The sequence below is a fragment of the Paraburkholderia sp. TE9906 genome (genome assembly GCF_056279605.1).
The window spans coordinates 87,687-108,263 of the sequence record NZ_JBWCCT010000010.1 but is presented as its reverse complement, the minus strand read 5'-3'; the positions used below and the strand labels follow the sequence as shown (position 1 = coordinate 108,263).

Annotated in this window: 19 protein-coding genes; 2 read left to right on the top strand and 17 right to left on the bottom strand. The window is 60.7% G+C overall.

Annotation, left to right across the window (positions count from 1 at the left end):
* Window positions 1-25: 25 nt before the first annotated feature.
* The 9 genes from ACZ9H4_RS25735 to ACZ9H4_RS25695 all read right to left on the bottom strand — a co-directional run bounded on the left by ACZ9H4_RS25735 (window position 26) and on the right by ACZ9H4_RS25695 (window position 9,559).
* Window positions 26-1,111, bottom strand: coding sequence for an aromatic/alkene monooxygenase hydroxylase subunit beta (locus ACZ9H4_RS25735; RefSeq protein WP_408141241.1), 1,086 nt, complete (start codon window positions 1,109-1,111; stop codon window positions 26-28).
* A gap of 60 nt (window positions 1,112-1,171) precedes the next feature.
* Window positions 1,172-2,254 (bottom strand): NADH:ubiquinone reductase (Na(+)-transporting) subunit F, encoded by a 1,083-nt coding sequence (locus ACZ9H4_RS25730; protein WP_408152265.1) that lies wholly within the window; start codon window positions 2,252-2,254, stop codon window positions 1,172-1,174.
* A 58-nt stretch (window positions 2,255-2,312) separates the two neighbouring features.
* Window positions 2,313-3,983 (bottom strand): aromatic/alkene/methane monooxygenase hydroxylase/oxygenase subunit alpha, encoded by a 1,671-nt coding sequence (locus ACZ9H4_RS25725; protein ID WP_408152264.1) that lies wholly within the window; start codon window positions 3,981-3,983, stop codon window positions 2,313-2,315.
* A gap of 464 nt (window positions 3,984-4,447) precedes the next feature.
* Entirely contained in the window at window positions 4,448-4,651 is a 204-nt protein-coding gene (locus ACZ9H4_RS25720) for a hypothetical protein (protein ID WP_408141238.1), read from the bottom strand.
* 40 nt (window positions 4,652-4,691) lie between these two features.
* Window positions 4,692-5,786: a WD40 repeat domain-containing protein gene (locus ACZ9H4_RS25715; protein ID WP_408152263.1), complete on the bottom strand. Its 1,095-nt coding sequence runs from the start codon at window positions 5,784-5,786 to the stop codon at window positions 4,692-4,694.
* Window positions 5,783-6,805 carry a CobW family GTP-binding protein gene (locus ACZ9H4_RS25710; protein WP_408152262.1) on the bottom strand — a complete coding sequence of 341 codons (1,023 nt, stop codon included), beginning with the start codon at window positions 6,803-6,805 and terminating at the stop codon, window positions 5,783-5,785. Before ACZ9H4_RS25710 ends, ACZ9H4_RS25715 begins: the two co-directional genes overlap by 4 nt.
* Complete coding sequence (locus ACZ9H4_RS25705; protein WP_408152261.1) at window positions 6,802-7,119, bottom strand: hypothetical protein; 318 nt, start codon at window positions 7,117-7,119, stop codon at window positions 6,802-6,804. The genes ACZ9H4_RS25710 and ACZ9H4_RS25705 overlap by 4 nt, the downstream gene beginning before the upstream one ends.
* A gap of 36 nt (window positions 7,120-7,155) precedes the next feature.
* Window positions 7,156-8,199: an NAD(P)-dependent alcohol dehydrogenase gene (locus tag ACZ9H4_RS25700; RefSeq protein WP_408141234.1), complete on the bottom strand. Its 1,044-nt coding sequence runs from the start codon at window positions 8,197-8,199 to the stop codon at window positions 7,156-7,158.
* A gap of 478 nt (window positions 8,200-8,677) precedes the next feature.
* Window positions 8,678-9,559, bottom strand: coding sequence for a bifunctional helix-turn-helix transcriptional regulator/GNAT family N-acetyltransferase (locus ACZ9H4_RS25695; protein ID WP_408152260.1), 882 nt, complete (start codon window positions 9,557-9,559; stop codon window positions 8,678-8,680).
* Between the two features lie 225 nt (window positions 9,560-9,784).
* Here ACZ9H4_RS25695 and ACZ9H4_RS25690 point away from each other — a divergent pair, with 225 nt between their 5' ends.
* Together ACZ9H4_RS25690 and ACZ9H4_RS25685 are read left to right on the top strand one after the other, a co-directional pair.
* Complete coding sequence (locus ACZ9H4_RS25690) at window positions 9,785-10,330, top strand: hypothetical protein (RefSeq protein ID WP_408152259.1); 546 nt, start codon at window positions 9,785-9,787, stop codon at window positions 10,328-10,330.
* Window positions 10,331-10,461: 131 nt separating this feature from the next.
* On the top strand, window positions 10,462-11,154 hold the full coding sequence (locus ACZ9H4_RS25685; protein ID WP_408141231.1) for a GntR family transcriptional regulator: 693 nt from the start codon (window positions 10,462-10,464) through the stop codon (window positions 11,152-11,154).
* A gap of 82 nt (window positions 11,155-11,236) precedes the next feature.
* Here the strand turns inward: ACZ9H4_RS25685 and ACZ9H4_RS25680 are convergent, their stop codons facing one another.
* The 8 genes from ACZ9H4_RS25680 to ACZ9H4_RS25645 form a co-directional block, all read right to left on the bottom strand.
* Window positions 11,237-12,541: an MFS transporter gene (locus ACZ9H4_RS25680; RefSeq protein ID WP_408152258.1), complete on the bottom strand. Its 1,305-nt coding sequence runs from the start codon at window positions 12,539-12,541 to the stop codon at window positions 11,237-11,239.
* A 118-nt stretch (window positions 12,542-12,659) separates the two neighbouring features.
* Entirely contained in the window at window positions 12,660-13,505 is an 846-nt protein-coding gene (locus tag ACZ9H4_RS25675; RefSeq protein WP_408152257.1) for a class II aldolase/adducin family protein, read from the bottom strand.
* A 127-nt stretch (window positions 13,506-13,632) separates the two neighbouring features.
* Window positions 13,633-14,334, bottom strand: coding sequence for a GntR family transcriptional regulator (locus ACZ9H4_RS25670; RefSeq protein WP_408152256.1), 702 nt, complete (start codon window positions 14,332-14,334; stop codon window positions 13,633-13,635).
* Between the two features lie 111 nt (window positions 14,335-14,445).
* Window positions 14,446-15,462, bottom strand: a complete 1,017-nt coding sequence (locus ACZ9H4_RS25665) for a PDR/VanB family oxidoreductase (RefSeq protein WP_408152255.1) — start codon at window positions 15,460-15,462, stop codon at window positions 14,446-14,448.
* A gap of 95 nt (window positions 15,463-15,557) precedes the next feature.
* Complete coding sequence (locus tag ACZ9H4_RS25660) at window positions 15,558-17,102, bottom strand: Rieske 2Fe-2S domain-containing protein (protein WP_408141226.1); 1,545 nt, start codon at window positions 17,100-17,102, stop codon at window positions 15,558-15,560.
* A 312-nt stretch (window positions 17,103-17,414) separates the two neighbouring features.
* Entirely contained in the window at window positions 17,415-17,654 is a 240-nt protein-coding gene (locus ACZ9H4_RS25655; RefSeq protein WP_408152254.1) for a hypothetical protein, read from the bottom strand.
* A 198-nt stretch (window positions 17,655-17,852) separates the two neighbouring features.
* On the bottom strand, window positions 17,853-19,040 hold the full coding sequence (locus ACZ9H4_RS25650) for a porin (protein WP_408141224.1): 1,188 nt from the start codon (window positions 19,038-19,040) through the stop codon (window positions 17,853-17,855).
* 113 nt (window positions 19,041-19,153) lie between these two features.
* Window positions 19,154-20,557, bottom strand: coding sequence for an MFS transporter (locus ACZ9H4_RS25645; protein ID WP_408152253.1), 1,404 nt, complete (start codon window positions 20,555-20,557; stop codon window positions 19,154-19,156).
* Window positions 20,558-20,577: the final 20 nt, after the last annotated feature.

The window sequence follows — 20,577 nt, the reverse complement described above, 5'->3', positions numbered from 1 at the left end:
TTGGTTCGAATGAATCGAGACGCGTTCAGGCGCGGATCGACGAGGGAAAGGCGACGCCGATCTCTTTGGCGATCATCTCCGCGCGCTCGACCGCGCTGTTCAGGCAATCGTTGAACTGGGCAGTCTTCACATGCGGAATCGACCAGATCGGCTGCAGCTGCTTTGCCGCGGCCGAAGCCAGCGCACCGTGCTTTTCCAGCCATTCGCCGAACAGTTGACGGTTGGCTTCGCCGTGCTGCGGGTCGTTCGCGAGCATATGAAACAACTCGACCGCGTTGGCCAGGTTGCGCTCATAATCGCCTTCTGCCGCGGACACCACCGTCGGCGTCAGAAAATCGTTTTGCGCGGCGGCGATCTGCATGATGAAACCGCTGCGAAACAGATCCGCCACGAGCGGCTCGAATACGACATTCACGGCAAAGTACTTCTCGAGAAAGTCCGTGGCGCCGCCAATCGTCTCTATCGCCCGACGTGTGTCCTGCCAGATCGGATCGGTCAGCCAGTGGGCTTTGCCCGCATCGAGGTCGAGATTGGGCAAGTCAAGCGCGATCTCGCCAAGGTAGAGGGTCAAGTCCTGAGCGAAGCGCAGTTTGTACGATGCATTGGTGAGGATGGCGCTATTGATCATCTGGGTGTAGCCGTATCGCTGCGCGTGCATCGTGGCCGTGCCCAAACCGAACTCCGCATGCTTGTATGCGCCGAGATGCTGTTCCAGAACCTTTATCCAGGTCTTATCGAAGCGCTTCACAGCACCCGAGCGCCGTCCGTTCTGGATCGCGCCGGTAACCATGCCGACGATGGTCGATTGACGCTGATAATGGGTGCGCTCCCATTCCTCATCGACCGCGCGGAACTGATGCCAGTCCGAGCTTTTGGCCGCCGTCCAGGTTTGCGAATACGTCGGCGTGCCGTCAGCAAACGACAGAATCCAATCCTGCAGCAGATAACGGTTCGGGTCGGGCTGGACATCCACCGTCATGTCCTCGTAGTGGCTAGCCTTGCGCCCCTTCGGCTCGAAGTAGTTGTACTTGCGGCTGTCCCAGCCGGCGAACTGGGCCGCGCCCGCCGCGCCCGACGACTTAGCCGGCGACTGCTCTGCCAATGTGCTCATGTTAGTCCTCCTTCCTGTTTCGGTTATAGGCACTTCGAATAGGCGCTTTGCCAGATCCGGTTAGCGAACCGCCTGCGTAAACTTGTCGAAATAGAGCCGCTCCGGCGCAACACCCGCCACCTGAAGCACCGGCATCACCGCCTCGATCATCGGAGTGGGCCCGCACGCGTAGCCATCGATCTCGCCTGCGAGCGATTCCTCGCGCAAGCGTCGGCCAAGCACCTCGTGGATCAGGCCGGTTTCGCCCGTCCAGCCGTCGTCCGGTTCGGCGTTCGAGAGCGCCGGAATAAAGCGGAAATCCGGCAGCTTTTCTTCCAGCTCTTCGAATTCGTCCAGATAGAACAGGTCGCGACGACTACGTGCGCCATAGAAAAACCGGACCGGTCGCTCTTCACCGCTTTGCACGTGATCGTTGAGGATCGACCACAGCGGTGACATGCCTGACCCGCCGCCGACCAGCACCATCGGCCCAGGCTGGTCCTCGCGCCGAAAGCACGTACCATACGGCCCCTTCGCGATCAGCCTGTCGCCGGGTTTGAGTCCGCCATCCAGCTGCGAAGAGAACGCGCCGTTGGGATACTTCTTGATGATGAACTGCAGCGTCGATTCGCCGACAGGGGTATTCGCCATCGAGAACGATCTCGTGATGCCAACACCCGGAATTGTCAGGTCCACGTACTGCCCGGCCCAAAATCGCAGCGGCCTCGACAACTTCACTTCCAGTAGCCTGATGTCGTGTGTCAGCGCGGTGATCTTCGTGAGCGTCGCGTCATATTCGCTCACTGCGATCGATCGGCGCATCAGGTCTTCGTCATAGTTCAACAACTCGACGGTCAAATCGCTATAGGCAAGCGTGCGGCATAGCAGAATATGGCCGGACTCGCGTTCGTAGTCGGGCAGCGCGAACGTCGAATACTTCTTGAGTTCCACATCGCCTTCGATCAGCAGCGACTTGCAGCTGCTGCATTGCCCCTCCTTGCACCCGTGCATCACCGCAATACCCTGGCGAAACGCGGCGTCGAGCACCGTCTCGCCCTCCGCCACCGACATCTGCACACCGACCGGCTCGAAGTACACTGTATGGAATACCTTGTCGTCACGTTTGTCCGCCATCGCGCGCCTCGTCTCTTGCGTGTCGCTCATCTCTTGCTCCCGATCGCATCCGGCGGCGGTATCGGCGCCGCCGGTTCCGATAACCTGGTCAAGTCACCGGATTGATCTTGAAGCCGGCGCGATACTCAGCAATGTGTTTCTCGCGCTGTTCCGGTGTCATGCCGCGCAACAGCACAATCGGGCTTTGAATCTTGTAACCGCGCACGTGGTCGAGCGTCCACATCTGCCTGTCGTCAAAGCGCAGATGCGGTTGCGGCACAAGTGTCTTGCCGTCGCTGCGCACGAAGCCGAGATCCTTGATGCAATCGGCCAGGTCCCAGCCGTGGTAGCACTCTTCCCACTGACGGCGTCCGCTGAAGCGCCCCATTGCCGGAGTTGGCCGGCCTTCGTATTCCGGTGCGAACGCCACCTTATGCGTCCAGCGGCATAGCTCCGAGCAATACGTGTACAGTTGGCCGTCAACCTCGTCCACGACGAAGTCTTCACGAATCAGACAGGGCACGAGACAGCTCCAGCAACGATGCGGATACACGTAGCCGTTTTCCTGATCGAACAGCATGTTGGTTTCGCCAGGCACGCTCTTTTTCGCATACCACTTCCAGAAGTCACCGAACTCGGCGTACCAGCCAGGATATTTGTGCTCGAACCACTCGAAGTCTTTCTCGGTCTGCGCTTCGATGCGCCAGAAGTTGACGGGCCAGCCTACCGAGAAGAACTGTGCGACCTTATGGACATAGTTTTGCTTGACAATGCGGTCCCACGCGGCGGCGATGTCGTCGTGGTGAATCTTGATGCCGTACTTCTCCAGCGGCAGCATGTAGGTCCGGTAGTAATCCTCGTAGATCCAACGGTGCCAGAGTTCCGCATATGACTCCTTGTTCTTGTCGCGGTCCGTGGTGCCGTATTCAATGAAGGTACCGATCGCCGCGTCGACGATCGCGTGGTTCTGCCAGAACGCGTAGCGTAGGTCACGCTCCAGCAAAAGATGATTGTCCGGATCGTTGATGATCGACATCACAAGCGAGTGGCCGTTGCCGATATGGCGGCTCTCATCCGACTGCACGGAAAGGAAGACTGTCGGTAGGGCGTAGTCACCATTGCGGGCGGCTTCCGACGGCATCGCGACAAACAACGTGTTGGTGAAAGCCGTTTCAGCCACCACCTGCAGGAACACGTTCGCGGCAGTCACTGCATCGCCGGTGAGAAAGCCCTCGGCAAACTGACGGCCGATCGTGGTCGCATAGCACTTGCCAAACGCGGCTTCGGTGATATCGAATCCGGCTGGATCGATATAGTTTTCCATATACCACTTTTTCAGATTCATCTGGATCGTGGAGTGCCGGAACTCGTCGACCATCTGCATCGTAAAGCCGGTACGCAACTCTTCACCGGGGGCGAGGCGGCCAAGCATCGCCATCGAGCGCGCTGCCGAGATTTCCGGGAACGGAATGATCGCGAGGAATAGCTTCATCCATTCCACCCAGCGAGGCTCGACGTTGCGGAACATGTCGCCGCGCAATGCCGCGTCGAGTGCGCCGTAGACTCGATTGTCCTTTTCCTCCTGCATCGGGAAATAGGAGCGCAGCACCTGTTTCATCGGGTCACGCGGCGCCTTGCTGATCTTGTAGTCCGTCGGGAAGGTCATCGCCTCCTGGACGTAGCTGGGAGTCCAGCCGAGATCGGCAACGCGGCGTGCCGCTTCGCCGATACTGATCCCGCGCTGGGACGTGATCTTGTTAAGCGTTAATCCATCAGACATTGAGATCTCCTAGTTCCGTTTCGATTACCGTCGCAAGGCGACGCTTCGGGCGGGCCGGCCAGTGCCAGGACCGGAGTCAAAAACATGGGGCGATTCGTCTCATCAGAATTTTAATAACTTAGGATACCGAATCGCGTTGCAGACTGGATTAACCAGTCTTGACGATCGAGTTTCCTGTCGTATTCACTTTGTACTTCGTGACGTCGACGCTCCCGATTGACCTGTACCGATAGAGCGATAAGCGTGCCAGAAATGCTAATTTTTCCTACGTCAAGCCTGCCAAGGCGCACAGCCTTCTGTTAAAAAACGCTCACTACACCATGTCGTGTTCTGCGACAACTCCGATTCGCAGGCTTGTCCGATATTGGGACATTTGAGTCAGAGCGAAGATGCCGGACTGGTCAACACTAGCGCTTCCGCGCCCTATTTATCGAGCAAACAATCACGAACCCGCGTGACGCTTTCTACGTCGCCACACTGCCGTGGCTTTCGCGCGTAAGGATCACGCCGTGGGCTGCATCATCAGGCGTCTTCCCTTCGGCAACGAAGCGGGCAGTGAGAATCAGCGCGCCCACCGCAAAGTCCTTGCCGTACGCTTCGATCATCTCGTCTGCTACGGCGCCCAGGCGCTCGAAGAACTGCTCCTTGGGTGTGCTTCCATTACTCATAGTCGCCTCCGATTTGAATTGGGGTGGCCACATGGCCGACTTACCTGCGAGCTCCGAAGCGGAACAATTCGTTAGGGAGAAATACGATTGCCAGTTCGCCAGCATCCGTTCCTAGCGCGAGCCGGCGGCCATCCGGCGACCAGGCCATCGCGGTTACAGCGCTGTTGCCGGAACCTTGGATGAGTAATATGTCGCTGCTGCCCGGCTGGCATAACAACACCGCGCCGCCGTGATATCCCACCGCGATCAGTGAGTGAGCCGGATGACACGCCACCCGGCTCACCGGCGACTTGCCGGCAATGCCGCATTCGTGCGGCCCGTCATTGGGCCCGAGTGAATCAAAGCTCCAGCACACCGCGCGCATGCCGCCGCTCGTCGCAATAAAACGGCCATCAGCGGAAAACGATAGTGAGCGCGGCTGACCGGGATACCCGCCCATCTCGATGTCACCGCCGTCCGGGAGCCGCCAGCCGTGCAACGCGTTCTCCTCCATCCCGCTCACGAGATAGCGGCCGTCAGGGCTCCACGCGACGTCACGGTGATAGCCCGGCCACGTAAGCTGACGCTCTCTGAGCGTATCGGCCGCCCAGATAGTCACACCGCCGTGATGCGAGATCGCCAGTTGGGTACCGGACGGGTCGAATACCAGCGATGTCGCCGAGCCGGACAGCATCAGGCAGGCTGGCTTCGGCCCCAGCCAATGAACTTTTCGGCCGCACGCATAGGCTCGCCCACCCGCAGGACTGGCAGCCACGCGGTCGATCCATGCGCCGTCTTCGTGCGCAATCAGTTCGCTCGAACCGTCGAGGCGCAGATGAACGAGACGGCCATCGTCGCCAGCGCTGAGAAATCCCCCTGCAGGGTCGGTGGCAAGAGCCAGACACGTGTTTTCATGCACGCTGAAGCGAGCAAGTGGCGCCGGCGGCGCCTGTGCCTGCTGGAATTCGACGCTGCCACCCTCGCGCAATTTGAGTCGGGGGCCGCCGTCCCAGACACCGGTAGCGAGCGCAAGCGTACCGTCACCGAGCGCGAAGCCAGCCCATTGACCCGATGTATCCCAAACGACTTCGATGACGGACGCCTCGGCGACCCACCGGGCTCCAAGCAGCTCCACGAGAGCGGGTGGCGCGTTCATGAGTCGATCTCGCAATGCCTGACGCTCTCCCGCAATTCCCGCCGATGGAGGTTGCGGCCGATAAACACAAGGCGGCTTTCGCGGTGTTCGCCGGCTCTCCATGGTCGGTCGAAATCCGTATCCATCGTCATGTGCACACCCTGAAAAACAAAGCGATGCGCCGATCCAGCGAGATCGACGATACCTTTTGTGCGCAGTAGATCCTGACCTTGTTCGACTATCAGTTGCTGCAACCACGAGAGGAAGCGCGTGCGCTCGAGCGGACGCCGGACGCACAACGACACGCTATCTATTCCGTGACTATGACGTCCCTGATCGACTCGTGCGCCCGTCCCAGCAGATACATAGCGGTACGTCCGCGCACCGCGCGATAATTCGCCGTTCTCACACGGCGACGTGGCCAGCTTCATGCGCTTGAGATCGAACGCGCCGCGATCGAGCAACGCGGCAAGCGGAGTTTCGCATCGCACACTGGTCAGCCATTCCGCTGTCGGGTTGATGCGTCGCACGGCATCCTGAACCGAAGCGAGGGCGGCCGGATCGACGAGGTCGGTCTTGTTGATCAGCACGATGTCGGCTTGCGCGAGTTGCTCCGCCGCCTCGCGGCTATCCGCGAGACGCGCCGGCAAATGCACCGCATCGGCCACGCAGATCACGCTATCGAGCCGCGTGCGTTGCCGGATCTCGTCATCGATGAAGAAGGTCTGCACCACCGGTGCGGGGTCGGCCAGGCCGGAAGTTTCGATCAGTATCCCGTCGAAACCATCCTTACGCTTCACTAGCGCAGACACGACTCGAATCAGATCGCCACGCACCTTGCAGCATACGCAGCCGTTGTTCAACTCGATAACCTCGTCTTGCGCGCCAACGACGAGGCCACCGTCAATGCCGATCGCGCCGTATTCGTTCACGACCACCGCATAGCGCCGCCCATGCTGCTCGCCCAGAATTCGATTGAGCAGCGTGGTTTTGCCTGCGCCAAGAAAGCCCGTGAGCACCGTAACCGGGATCCGATTCATTGCCAGTCTCCCTGTGAACCGGTTGACGCGCTACTGTCCAAACGGGCAAGTTCGTCCACGAGTCCCTGCTGTTCGGATTCGATCGCCAGTAAAGTGCGCTCGGCCTCGCTGAGGCGCTCGCGTAACTGTTCGACATCTGCCGTTCCTGTTTGCGAGACGCCGTCGCGCTCCTCGCAAGCCAATGCGCACGCCAGTTCGATCTCCGCGCCGGCGCGTCTGCTTTCACCTCGCAAGTGACGGGAGTTGACTTCAGTCAATGCGATAACCAGACGCATGCGCTCTGAGGCTGAGGCTGCGTCACGCTCCACAGTCATGGCGATCTCCCTGTTCAGACCCGCCCGTCCTGGCGTCTACGGAATCAACACCGCCCGGCCCTTGACCTTCCCGTGATGCAGGTCCTTGAGCGCCTGGTTCGCCTCGCCAAGACGGTATTCCCGTGTCGCCAGATGAACGAGACCACGGTCGGCGAGCGCCATGAGTTCGACCAGTTCCGGATAGGTGCCCACGAGATTGCCGACGATGGTCTTCTCGCTAGTGATCATGTCGATGGTCGGTAACTCGATCTTTCCGCCATAGCCGACGATGTAGTAAAAGCCCGCGTTGCGCGTCATTGCGAGACCCTTTGCGATTGCGTCACCTTCACCGACAAAATCGATCACCGCTTCTGCGCCGTTGCCGCCCGTCAGTTCGAGCACCCGCTCTACCTCGTTGCCGTCGCCCTTGACCGTGTGATGTGCGCCGCATTCCTTTGCAAGTTGCAACGCAACATCAGCGCGGTCAACGACGATGATTTCCGCCGCGCAGAGCGCATTCAGGACTTGAATGCCTATGTGCCCGAGGCCACCGGCACCAATCACGACGGCAAACTGACCGGGGAGCAAATGACGCGAAGCCTTTTTTGCAGCGCGATACGCGGTAAGGCCCGCGTCGGTGTAAGGAGCAACATCCTTCGGCGCGAGCGATTTCGGCAACTGGATCAGTGAGCGTTCGCCGGTCAGCAGATATTGAGCGTAGCCGCCGTTGGCGTTGATGCCGGGAAACCGGCTGTCCGTCGCGTGCATATCGTCGCCGCGCCGACAGGCAAGGCAATGTCCACTTGTCACGAGCGGATGGCAGATGACAGGATCACCCACCTTGACGCTCTCGACACCGCGGCCCACCGCCTCGACCCAGCCGGCGTTTTCGTGGCCCATGATGTAGGGCAACGCCACATCGACCTTGCTGCGCCAGATGCCTTCCACTACATGCAGATCGGTGCGGCACACACCGGCGCCACCAATCCGGACGATCACATCGGTGGGTCGCTCGATCCTCGGATCGTCGACGTCTTCATAGCGCACGAATTCTTCTCGAGTCAACGACTCGTCGTACTGGTGCAGCACAGCAGCTTTCACTTTTGTCTCCTCCGTTCAGATATGGCCGCGAAATACACGTACCGTACGAGCGGCGCCTTTGCGCGCGGCGAACGCTGATAAAGCAATGCTTATGCCAAGAAAGCGGAAACGAACACACCTGGCTCAGTCGGCATGCAGGCATGAAGCGCTAGCGCGATAAGGCCCGGCGAGCCCGTGGCCGTTCCCGTTCGCTGTCGCAAAATCGGACGTTTTGCGCTGGAGGGCGTCGCGAGGATGTCTGAAAATAGGACGCTTCAAGCCACGCCCGCCTTTTTGCGCGGCCCGGAGATAGGAGGTGCGAATTGTGATGTGAGTGCAGACGCCCCGATCGAAGCACGCACACGGGCGAAACCGCCGCGCACGATGACTCGACTGCTTCAAGAGGCGTGACGAGCGAACTTGGACAGCGGGGGAAAGCGCCACATGAGACGAACATCAGCGACAGTCGAACGTCCGCAGAGCAGCGAGTTTCGGCTGTTCAGACCAGCCGCTTTTCAAACCAGTGGTGGGCATACGGTTCCGCGCTGAACGCATCGACTTCCACGTATCCCGATTGCCGGTATAGCGAAATCGCCTCGACCAGCGTTCGATTTGTCTCAAGGTGAATAATGCGCACTTTGGCCTGCCGGGCACGTTTCTCCGCCTCGACAATCAACCGGCGGCCTACACCCATACCGCGAGCGGAAGGGCTCACCCACATTCTTTTGAGCTCGGCCGGGGACTTCTTATGAAATTTCAATGCGACGCAGCCGATCGGGCTTCCATGCAGTCTCGCGACGATCAACGCGCCCGCCGGTGCCTTCAGTTCATGCGCATCCGCCGGCAGACTGCTGGACGGGTCGAATCCTCCTTTAAAGCGCTGATCAAGCTCGCCAAAATATTGTTCAAAGCACCATCGCGCGTCGTCAGCATCTGGATCCTCCAGCGCGAAATTCACGAGGGATGCCTGTAGCAAACGCTCAACCTCAGACATGGCGGCGAGCAGTCTCCGACGCTGCTCATCGCCGAGCGGTTCGAGCGCGCGCAAAGCAACCTCATCAGAGAGCCGTTCGAGTTCGGCCCTTTCCGTGAGGCCTTTCTGAGTCAGGCAAGCCCGGCGTACCCGCCGGTCGCCCGAATGAGCGAGGACAGCGACAAGCTTTTGCCGTTCAAGAGACGCCAACGTACGGCTGACATAGCCTGAATCAAGATTTAGCCGCGCGCGAAGCGTACGAATATCCGCACCTTCGACGCCGATCTCCCATAGCAGGCGTGATTCGCCCATCGGGCGGCCACGTCCGAGGAAATGGTCATCGATAGCGCCAATGCTTTCGGCGACTATGCGGTTAAAGCGACGGATCTGAAGAATGTCGGATTCCATATCTCTGACTTTAGTCAGAGATATGGAATCCGTCAACACGCAGGTAAGGCATGCGGTGTCGCCTCCTGAACGACGGGCTCGGCTCAGTACTTCCACTGATAGGCCGCCAACGTCGCACCCACTACTCTATTTGTATACAGAGTTCTGAGTTCCGCGAACACAATACCCCAAAAAAACCGCCAGCGGATAAGCCAGGCTCTCCCCACGATGAAGAACGGAGACGGCATGAAAGAAGCGGACTTCCTGATAGCGCGCCCCGCAAGCGACGGCAAATCACAGCGTTTCGTACTTGGCGAAACGGGGTTTTCGTTCAGCGGCTCGGACAGACCGCCATCAGTCATGGATACCTGGACGAGCGGCACGGGTCTGCCTGCCGGCGCCCGCGACGTACTCGCGAAAAACCCGCAATTTGTGGATATCGTGGGTCTTGTCGGCGTGCCAACCGGGTCACATAAGCAACGCCCTCTCTTCGCGGGCTGGATTCTTGCGCGTGCTTCATCCGGGCTAGTTTCCGTTGCGATTCGCGATGCCCGCGATTGCACTGCAGGCCGCCTTGCAGACGATGCACAGTTCGCGACTGAGGCGGCGCAGCGCTTCGCCGCAGAGACCGTCGTCATTCTCGTGCAGGCAGCGACCGACAAGGAGGCAGAAATCGGGCGCAAAGCGTTGGAAAAGACCTTTGGGACAGACGTCCCTGAACTGAACCGGCTCTATCTCAGCAGGCGGTCCAGCCCCCCTGTCTGGATCGCCAGTCTGTCGGGCAAAAGCTGACTATCCCGGCATCGCCCTCGTCCCACTCCATCAACGGCTTGCATCACATCAAATCGAGCGCATATCCACCTGAACAGCCTTAATCAATGCTGGTAAGCTACTAGTATTCTGTATCCACAGCGACTGCAGCCATGCCAGCAAAACTCCTGAAAATCCAGGCGCGTACAGACTACGTCGACGAGGTCTATCGAGTCCTGCTCGATGCGATCAGCGAGGGCTCAATTGCCCCAGGGACTCGAATCGTCCAGGAAGAAATCGCCGAGCAGTTGGCCGTCTCGCGCTCGCCCGTCCTGCAGGCCTTCCGGCTGCTGAAAAAAGATGGACTGGTGGAAGATGCGCCCGGCCGGGGATTGCAGGTCACGCCACTCGATGGAACACGCATCGGTCACCTCTACGAGCTTCGCGGCGCGCTGGACAGCCAGGCCGCGCGTCTGGCCGCAAGGAAGAAAGTGAAGCTGGACAAAGCGCTCGTGGCGACCGGGCGCAAACTTTCGAAGGGCGATGACATCAAGGCGATGATCGAGGCCGACATGGCGTTTCACACCGCCATTTACACGGCTGCGGGCAACCCGCTCATCGTCGACAGCGCGCGCTTGCACTGGATGCATCTGCGGCGAGTGATGGGAGCGGTTCATCAGGTAGTGGGCCAGCGCAAATCCGTGTGGGACGAACATGCGGCGATTGCAGACGCGATCGCACAGGGCGATGAGGAGCTCGCCGCGAAGCTCAGCCTGCAACACACCGAAGTCGCCCGCGAAAACCTGGTGCGCCACATGAGCCAGGCGATGGCGGAAACAGATACCCCCGCTCGCTCCGCACGCTAGGCGCATTTTCAATTGACTTCCGAAGCGATAGCCGCCGCGCGGACCCATGGCCCGCGGCGGCGATTGCGTCATAGGCAGACAACTAGCGGCGGCGGTTGACGAGAGCCGGCGGCACGCATAGCACCAGCAGACCCGCTATGACGAGGCTAACCGAGAGCACGATTACGCCGGCGCCAGCCGAGCCCGTCGCGGTCTTGACGAGACCGATCAGTGACGGGCTGACCACGCCCGAGATACTGCCGACAGAATTCGCGAAGGCGAGACCCGCTGCGGCTGCGGCACCGCCGAGGAATGCCGGTGGCAGCACCCAGAACTGCGAGATGGTCGTCATCACGCCCATTGTTCCGATGGTCAACGCAATCATCGCCGGCACGGTCGAGTCAGAGAACCAGACGCTCATCGCGAGCCCGAACGCGCCGACGAGGCCCGGCACGATCAGGTGCCAACGCCGCTCGCCCATCCGGTCCGAACTCACGCTGACCACGACCATGGCGAGCGCGCCGACCGCGTACGGAATGGCAGTCAGCAGACCCACGTGAAGCGGATCGGCTACGCCGCTCGATTTGATGAGCGAGGGCAGCCAGAAGCTCACGCCGTAAAGGCCCATCGTGTAGAAAAAATAAATGGCGCTGACGAGGAGAATCTTTGGATTGAGAAGACCGTCCTTGACCGAGTGCAGCAGGCCATCAGGCTTCTCCTCGACGAGCTTGCGCTCGATGACGGCTTTCTGTTCGTCGGTCAGCCACTTCGCGTCCTGCACCTTGTCGTCCAGATAGAAATAGGCGATCACACCGAGCAAGACCGTGGGCACGCCCTCGACGAGGAACAGCCATTGCCAGCCGGCCCATCCATGTGCGCCGCTGAGCGCCGTCATCAGCCAGCCTGACAGGGGCCCGCCGATCACGCCGGACATCGGGATACCCGTCATGAAAAGCGCTGTCATTTTCGAACGCCGGGAAGACGGAAACCAGTACGTGAGGTACAGGACGATGGCGGGGAAGAACCCCGCCTCTGCGACACCGAGCAGGAAGCGCATGATGTAGAACGTCGTCGGCGTCCTCACGAACATCATGCCGACCGAAACGATGCCCCATGTGACCATGATCCGGGCAATCCAGCGGCGGGGACCCACGCGTAGCAGAATCAGGTTGCTTGGCACCTCGAAAAGCAGGTAACCGACAAAAAACACACTCGCACCAAATCCATAAACCGCCTCGCTGAAACCGAGGTCGTTGAGCATCTGCAGTTTGGCAAATGCAACGTTGATTCGGTCGAGGTAAGCAGACAGATAGCAGAGAAAAAGAAATGGAATAAGGCGCCACGCGGCTTTCGCAAACGCGGATGATTCGCTCTCTTCCAGATATACGGCCGGACTGTGGGAACTCATTGTTGTCTCCTGAGGGGCCTTCCGATGACGGTGGTTGCTCTCTTTCTTATGCCCACCGGTAGTGACTCGCGACGGCAGCCGAAGAAGCCCCGCCGCGAGCCTGCGTTCGCCGTTGCGTTTAGTCGAACATGTCCGGCTGCGTGGCAACGAGGTCATTCCAGATGGTCTGGAAGTGCAACCAGCCGATGTAGTCGCTACCGACGTGCTCACGGCTATAGCGCGCACGCTCGGGCGTCACTTCCTTCGGCGTAATGCCCGTGGCCTCGATCATCAGTTGCTGCTGGCAGCAGCGCTCGAGTGCGATGAACCAGAACGCCGCCGAATCGATGCTGTGACGGCTCGCCGTCAGCAGGCCGTGGTTCTGGTGAATCGCCGCCTTGACCCCTGCGAAAGCATTGGCAACCTTGTTGCCGCCCTTCACTTCCACTGCCACCTTGCCAGCCTCGTCGCCGATGACGACGTGGTCCTCGTAGAACGCCGCGGCGTCCTGCGAGATGGGCGCGAGCGGCCTGCCTAGCGAAGAGAAGGCGGTACCGTACGTGGTATGCGCATGGCACATCGCAACGATGTCCTGATGCTGCTCGTGGACCGCCGCGTGCAACACGAAGCCGGCACGATTGATCGCGTAATTGCCCTCGACGACATTCCCCTTGTGGTCGGCGCAGATGAGATTCGAGAGCTTGACCTGCGCAAAATGCACGCACATCGGATTCGTCCAGTAGAGGCTGGGATGTTCGGGGTCGCGAATGGTCAGGTGACCCGCGAATCCGTAGTCAAAGCCCTGCAATGCAAACGCACGGCATGCCGCGACCAGTCGTTCCTTGAGATGCTGACGGTGCGCTTGCGCCGAAGTGAACTCGGGAACCTCGGGGAAAATCAACCCTTCCTGGTCTGGCTGATAAATCGAAACCTTCCCCGGTTTGACGATGGATTCTGTTCTGGATTCGGCAACTGCAGTAGACATGTTCGATCTCCTACGTATTGAATGGGAACTGACGAAGTACGTCGGCAACAGTCGCGCTGCTGCCGACACTGCACCTTTGATTCCGGCAATGAAGTCATCACCGCCGGCATGACCTGCAATTCGCTGATCAGGCGACCGAGGTAGCGGGCTCGGCGCACGGATCGAGCACACCGGGCAACGCACCGATCCGGCCGACGACCAACTGACTTGCGCGTTTAGAGTGAGCCTCCGCGAGACGTGCTGCGAGCGCGCCATCGCCCTGCTCTATCGCGTGGGCGATTGCTGCGTGTTCGTCCCAGATCGAAGGACGCTGATCCGGCGCCTGAAGGACGGCACCCATCACACGCCGGATATGCACCCAATGACCATGCGCCGTTTGCGCAATCAGACGGTTTCCCGACGCTGTGTAGACGGCGAAATGGAACGTCATATCCGCGTCGATCATGGCGTGGACGTTGCCTGTCTGCGCCGCTTTCCGGCCGCGCTCGATGAGTTTCGGGTCGAGTTTTGCTCTGGTTGCGGCAGCCAGCTTCGCCGCGAGCACATCGAGCGCACCGCGTATTTCGTAGAGGTCGGCGAGCGCTGCTGGTTCCAGCGGCGCGACGAGCAGCCCACGCCCCGGCGCGTCCCGGACAAGCCCGTCCTTCTTGAGCAGTCGCAGCGCCTGCAGCACCGGCGAGCGCGACACGCAGAGTTGCTCCGCAATGTCTTCCTGCGTCAGGCGTGTTCCCGGTGCGAGCGAACCATCACAGATTGCGTCGAGAAGGACCTCATAGACCTCTTCGACGTAATCCGGGCGCGGTTGAAGTTTGAGCAGCTTCGATGTCATGGTTTCAGCGTCCTTGTCGACGGCGTGGACATATCCTGGTGATATCCAGCGCCGGCTTCGTTAGGGGCCCTTTTCCGCGTGCGGTCGACCAAAGCGATTCGACCGTCTCTCTCACAACTCGAGAACCAGCGTCGTGCTTACCGGGCGAGACACGCACGCGGTCAGATACTCCTGCCGCTCTTCCTCGCCAAGGATGAAGTCGTTGTGCTCGACTTCACCGTCGCGGTAACGGACCTTGCAGGTTGCGCACAAACCCGCGCAGCACGACGTCGGGAGTTCGACGCCCGCGGCATTGAGTACTTCTGCGAAGTTCTGATCCGCGCCGACATGCACGACCTGTCCCGTGCTGGCGATGGTCACGTCGCATCCGTGCGCGGATTCCACGCTGGCAGGCGCGCGCTTCGGCTGCTCGGGCGCCTTGAAGTGCTCGAAGTGCACCGTACCCTTTGGCCAGTGGCTGGCCGCGTCGGCACACGCCTTCATGAAACCGGCGGGGCCGCAGTAGTAGACATGCGTTCCGGCAGAGGGATGCGCCAGCAGCTTCGTCAGATCCAGCCGGTTGCTTTCGTCACCATCGTCGAAGTGATAGTGCAACTTGCCGGCGCGCTCCATGTTCGCGAGTTGCTCGCTGAATGCCGCCGCTTCGCGACTGCGCGCGCAATAATGCATGTCGAAGTCGACGTGATGCGCTTCAAGTTCATGCGCCATCGCCTTCAGCGGCGTGACGCCGATGCCGCCGGCGATGAGAATGACTTTCTTCGCATTGCCGTCCAGCGCGAAGTGATTGCGCGGCCTGCTGATGGTGACGACGTCGCCCGCCGCCACGTCGTCATGCATGGAGCGCGAGCCGCCGCGACCGGCTTCATCCTTCAGGACCGCGATGACGTAGCGGTGACGCTCGGCCGGCGGATTGCACAGCGAATACTGACGAATCACGCCGTTTTTCAGGTGGATGTCGATGTGCGAGCCGGCTTCGAAAGGCGGCAGCGCTGCACCTGCCGGGCTGGTCAGCTCATACGAGTTGATACCTTTGCCTTCATACCGCACCTGCTTCACGCGGACATCCAGCGTGCCGGCTTCGATATCCTGAATGGCCTCTTCCGTGTCCGTTTCCAGTGAGGTTTCCATCGTTATCTCCCTTCCTCGCTCGTCGCCGGCCACTCGTCGACGCAGTGGCCGGCCCGGCTGATATCTACGCAATCTGGTCAATATGACGAACGATTTCAGCGCTTGAGCGACTGCTCGAGTTCGTCGAACTTCTCGCGAACGAACTCCGCACGCGCACTGCCCTTGAGAGGGTCACTCTCGGTGAGAATCGCGACGACGGTCTTCAAGACTTTCCGGCGGCGGGCGACTTCATCCTCGAGCGTTTCTCCCTCGGCAATCTCGAACACGTTGCCGGTGCAATAGCTGTTGGGCGCGCCTCCCAGTTCGCGGAGCCATTCGGCGAAGCCCTGCGCGGAGGCAGCTGCATTCGTGCCGCGAACCGCGTCGCGCAACATCTTGCGGAACTGATAGAGACCCGCGTCGAACCGGGTCGGATTTTCTAGCGCATGGACGGCGATCGGACGCTGGCTGATGATGGCTTCATAGTCGCCCGGCGCATATTGCGCTGCCTTATAGTTCGCGCGCTCACGGTGATTCGGCGGAATGGGCGGCAAGTCTTCCAGCTTGTACTGGCCGAAGCGCTCGGGGCGGCGCATCGCGACCTGCCCTTCCAGAAAGTCGATGGACTCGTAGCCGACCAGTTCTTTATTGCCGATGCCGCGCGTGTCTATGCCCGGGCCCATCACGCGCCAGCCGATCATCTTGCTGTTTTCGTCGTCGACCGGAACTGTCCAGCGGATGATGTGAAACCGGCTGAACAGCTTTTTCTTCGAGCCGTCTTCGGATGTGTAGGCATGCAGGCTCAGGTTCGGCAGCACTTGATGCTGGACGCGCACAAAGAGCTTGTCCTTGTCGACCCGGCGGGCGCCTGCGCAAGCCAGGCTGCGGCCGCCCTGCACCGGCACGAAATTCATGTCAGGCGCGACTTCCATCGACGCGGCGCCGACTTCGTCGAACGTCGTACCTTGATAGTGCCCATCCACGACGTTCTTGCCCGCATGCAGCGCTGTCGGATGATAGTTATCGGCGGCGTTGTCCTGAACCTGCAGCCAGTTGCAGTGCTGGAAGTTGCTGTATGGAACGAGTTCGTCTCCCTGGGCCACCGTGAAGTCGCCTTCCCATTCGGGGAACGGCGGCTCGTCGTCGGGTGGGCCCATGTAGGCGAACACCAGTCCGTTGCGCTCGACCGCCTTGTATGCACCCTGACGAATCGAGCAGGCGAATTTTTCGGCTTCCTTCTCCTCGCCTTTCGGGAAAGGAACGTGCAGACACGTGCCGTCGACGTCGAAAACCATACCGTGGTAGCAGCACATGATGCCGTGCTCCTGGATGGCGCCATATTCGAGCGAAGCGCCACGGTGCACGCAGTGGGCATGCAGCACCCCGACGTTGCCGCTCTTGTCGCGGAACGCGACGAGTTCCTCGTTCAGAATCTTGAGGAAACGCGGCGTATCGGTCAGTTCCAGCGACATGCACACGGGATGCCAGAAGCGGCGCATGAATTCGCCCATCGGCGTACCGGGACCCGTCTCGGTCAGTTCGGGGTCGTGGTCCGGTACCTTGTTCGTGTAGTACCCGCCAAAAGGAATCAGCTTTTTCGCAACCGGGGCGGAGCCACCCGTGCGCTTCTGCTCATCCATCTTCTCTGACTTGACGCTCATGTCTGGTTTCCTCCAGTGATTGATAGGGACGCCCGGTCAGGCTGTTCATTGCTGAACGCCGACCTCTGAATTTCGTGTTCCGAACTCTGTATCCAAAGAATAGGCGCGAAAAGGCGCCTTGTCTTGATAGGGTTAACGCCATGTGTGCAGTTCGGGAGAACGCCGAACTTGACGCGCAGGGGCGTGAATCGGCAGCGCATGACATGGTGTGGCGTGGAGTTTACCCTCGTGCGCCAGAACAGCACACGGTCGAATGCACGATCACGCTCGCGGCTGGAAGCGCATTTCTGACTTGACCTCCCGGCCAACCGGTTACTTTGATCCGGATTCCGGTTCACCAGCGGCCACGCGGTGTCCCCATGGACCGATGACCTCTACGCGGTCGGCGCGCCCGGTCGATCCGAACGCCGTTCCCATGAGCACGGACCGAACTGGGCGCAGCCGTTCGACCTGCAATTCGCGCTTACTCTCTACCAGTGCCACGCGCTCGCGCAGGCGCTGCGCATCGCCATGCGGCAGGTGAGTCTGTGAACGACCGATGTTGATTCCCATGTTGGATACGCCGGCTATCAGCGCACCTATCGCATCGTGGCAGGAATGAAAAAAGACCGACAGCGTCGCGCAAGAAGAGCGACGCCATACGAGGAGAGCGACACCTCACGGGTCGCAAGCAGACTTGTCGAGTACAGAGACGAAGTGACCGGTGGCGGCAGACAACGGCACGTCATCGTTGCAAGTTCTTTTAACGCATCAGAAGCGATGCCTGAACCCAGCGAGCAGCGCGAGCTGGCTATTTCTTCCCTCTCCCGCCGGCCCGAACACGTTAATCGCAACTACGCTGGCATCGCCGGCCAGGCGCTGATAGACCGCTGAAAAATGCAGATCGGTACGCTTCGACAGCAGGTACGAAACGCCCGCATTCACCTGGTGCCACTTCGGATGGTCACCCGTCGCGAACGACGCCGCGCCGCTGCCGGTATAACCGTCACCATTCGTGAAGATATAGCCGAGGCCGGCGGTCAGCGCCGGCGTCACCTGATAGCGTCCGTTGATTTCGTAGTTGTCGACACGCAGATGATGCGCGCCGCGATAGTCGAGATGGGTGTCGGTTACGATCACATTCAGCGTCGCGGGGCCGAACGCATAGCCGCCGCCGAGCGCGTAGATGCGCTGACGTTCGACGAAGCCCGCGTTGTAGAAGATGCTGGTCGACCCGCTGTATTCGTCGCCGACGGTGCCTCCCGGATTCGTCGACGTCGCCAGTCCCGCGGACGGATTGCTCAGTTCGAGATAGCTCGCCACGATATGCATCGGCCCACGTAGATAGTCGAGCCCGAACGCATACGCGCGGTTGTTCGCAAAACCCGCGCCGTTCTCGCCCGCCGCCTGATTGCTGAACCCGTACAACGCACCGAGCTTCAATCCGCTGAACGGCGAGACTTCGTATTTGACTGTGTTATTCAGGCGAAAGGTTTGGAACGAATCGTCGACATCGCCGATATGCGCGCCGTAGATGCTGCCGAACTGCAACCACGACATCAGCACCGCGACATAGTCGAACGTGAAATCATACTGACGCCCCAACGTCACCGTGCCGTACCGGTCGCTGGAAAGTCCGACGTAGGCTTGCCGGCCGAACAGCCGCCCACCTTGCGACGACGTGCCGTTGATGCCGCTAAAACCGCTTTCGAGGCGGAAGACCGCCGCCATCCCGCCGCCCAGGTCTTCGCGGCCATAGAAACCCCAGCGATCGCCGCTGCCGAAGCCTGTCGCCATCGACCAACGCGAAGCGCCCTTTGCGTGAATCGACGAAGCCACCGAATTGGTATAGGCGATACCGTTATCGATGATCCCATAAAGCGTGATCGAACTCTGTGCGTGAGCGGCGGGTGCGAGACAGGCGCACAAAACCGCAGCAGCGCAGACTGCTGTCCTCATTTGTCTTCTCCAGGCTGGATTGATGTGGTTGTTATGACGGCTGCGGTGCGGCACGCACTTCGTCGCCGGTGTCCGCACGCAGCCTTGTATAGGCCGCCGGCGCGGCCACTGCTTCAATGTTCAGTGGCGGGTCCGGCGCGGGAAAACGGTGTCGTCTCGCGGACGCTCTCATCCATGCTGTCAACGTTCGGCCGGTACACCTTGCCGAGAATGAACGACAGCACCGCGACCGCGATCACCGGAATCGACGCGACGCGAAAGAGCTCGGGCACCGGCAGATGCGCGCCCAACAGCATGCCGCCGATCACCGGCCCGGAGATCGAGCCGATCTTCGCAATGCCGATCGCGGTGCCGGTTCCTTTCGAGCGATAGCTCGTCGGATAGACCATCGACGCGACCGCATTCAGGCCGGACTGCGTACCGGCCACGCAAAAGCCGACGCCGAACACCGCCGCCATCAGCCAGCCGGCCTCGAGACCCATGCCGAGCGCCGCGACGAGCGGAAAGCCGAGCACCGGCAGGCACGTGATCAGCAGCACGCCGCGCCGGTCGACGAAACGCATCAGCGCGAGGCCGCCCGCGGTGCCGCCGATCGAGAAGAGCGTGCCCATCAATGCGGCCTGGCGCGGCGGCACGCCGACAGCTTCGATCAGCACCGGCAGCCAGTTCTGCAGAAAGAACAGCGCCATCGAGTTGGCGATGTACGCGAGCCACAACGCCGGCGTGATGTAGCGCAGGCGTCCCGCGAACAGCAGGCGCGGCGTGAAAGTGCGGAACGCGCGCTCGTCGGCGACGGTGAACGAGACATTCGCTTCGAGCGAGAGCTCGGGCCGCAGGCGCCGCGCGGTCGCGACGATGCCGCATTGCGGCCACTGCCTGAGCACCTGAAAGCGCAGAGATTCCGGCATCACCACCGCCAGCGACGCCGCGACGACGAGCGGCGCTAGCCCGCCCACGACGAACACTGCCGGCCAGCCGAAGTGCGGAACGAGCCAGACGGCGACCGCGCCGCCGAAGCCCGCGCCGAGCGTATAGCCGGTGAACATCACCGTGACCCAGGTCGCGCGCAGCCGTTTCGGCGCGAACTCGGAGACGAGCACGAACGCATTCGGCACCGCGCCACCAATGCCGATGCCCGCCGCGAAGCGCAGCCACAGCAGTTCATGGACCTGCGTGGTCCAAATCGTCGCGAGCGTCAGCAGCCCATACCAACAGGCGCCGAACAGGATCGCGCGCTTGCGCCCGATGCGGTCGCCGATATAGCCGAACAGAATCGAGCCGACCATGATGCCGAAGATGTTCGCGCCGAACACCGGCCCCAGCGCGCCGCGTTCGATGTGCCACGCCTTGATGAGCGCAGGTGCGGCGAACGCGAGCGCACTGAGCTCGTAGCCGTCGGTGAGCATCACGAGCCACGTCGAAAAAATCAGCACGACGGCGAACCAGCCGACCTTCTGTCCGTCGATCAGACGCGATACGTCGATCGGCTCGCCGCTGAGAACCTTCTGATCAAGCATGTCTCCTCCTTATGTCCGTC

Bases quoted from the DNA above. Each gene is read 5' to 3' on its own strand.
- ACZ9H4_RS25735 (WP_408141241.1), bottom strand. From the start codon at position 1,111: ATGAGCACATTGGCAGAGCAGTCGCCGGCTAAGTCGTCGGGCGCGGCG.
- ACZ9H4_RS25730 (WP_408152265.1), bottom strand. From the start codon at position 2,254: ATGAGCGACACGCAAGAGACGAGGCGCGCGATGGCGGACAAACGTGAC.
- ACZ9H4_RS25725 (WP_408152264.1), bottom strand. From the start codon at position 3,983: ATGTCTGATGGATTAACGCTTAACAAGATCACGTCCCAGCGCGGGATC.
- ACZ9H4_RS25720 (WP_408141238.1), bottom strand. From the start codon at position 4,651: ATGAGTAATGGAAGCACACCCAAGGAGCAGTTCTTCGAGCGCCTGGGC.
- ACZ9H4_RS25715 (WP_408152263.1), bottom strand. From the start codon at position 5,786: ATGAACGCGCCACCCGCTCTCGTGGAGCTGCTTGGAGCCCGGTGGGTC.
- ACZ9H4_RS25710 (WP_408152262.1), bottom strand. From the start codon at position 6,805: ATGAATCGGATCCCGGTTACGGTGCTCACGGGCTTTCTTGGCGCAGGC.
- ACZ9H4_RS25705 (WP_408152261.1), bottom strand. From the start codon at position 7,119: ATGACTGTGGAGCGTGACGCAGCCTCAGCCTCAGAGCGCATGCGTCTG.
- ACZ9H4_RS25695 (WP_408152260.1), bottom strand. From the start codon at position 9,559: ATGGAATCCGACATTCTTCAGATCCGTCGCTTTAACCGCATAGTCGCC.
- ACZ9H4_RS25690 (WP_408152259.1), top strand. From the start codon at position 9,785: ATGAAAGAAGCGGACTTCCTGATAGCGCGCCCCGCAAGCGACGGCAAA.
- ACZ9H4_RS25685 (WP_408141231.1), top strand. From the start codon at position 10,462: ATGCCAGCAAAACTCCTGAAAATCCAGGCGCGTACAGACTACGTCGAC.
- ACZ9H4_RS25680 (WP_408152258.1), bottom strand. From the start codon at position 12,541: ATGAGTTCCCACAGTCCGGCCGTATATCTGGAAGAGAGCGAATCATCC.
- ACZ9H4_RS25675 (WP_408152257.1), bottom strand. From the start codon at position 13,505: ATGTCTACTGCAGTTGCCGAATCCAGAACAGAATCCATCGTCAAACCG.
- ACZ9H4_RS25670 (WP_408152256.1), bottom strand. From the start codon at position 14,334: ATGACATCGAAGCTGCTCAAACTTCAACCGCGCCCGGATTACGTCGAA.
- ACZ9H4_RS25665 (WP_408152255.1), bottom strand. From the start codon at position 15,462: ATGGAAACCTCACTGGAAACGGACACGGAAGAGGCCATTCAGGATATC.
- ACZ9H4_RS25660 (WP_408141226.1), bottom strand. From the start codon at position 17,102: ATGAGCGTCAAGTCAGAGAAGATGGATGAGCAGAAGCGCACGGGTGGC.
- ACZ9H4_RS25655 (WP_408152254.1), bottom strand. From the start codon at position 17,654: ATGGGAATCAACATCGGTCGTTCACAGACTCACCTGCCGCATGGCGAT.
- ACZ9H4_RS25650 (WP_408141224.1), bottom strand. From the start codon at position 19,040: ATGAGGACAGCAGTCTGCGCTGCTGCGGTTTTGTGCGCCTGTCTCGCA.
- ACZ9H4_RS25645 (WP_408152253.1), bottom strand. From the start codon at position 20,557: ATGCTTGATCAGAAGGTTCTCAGCGGCGAGCCGATCGACGTATCGCGT.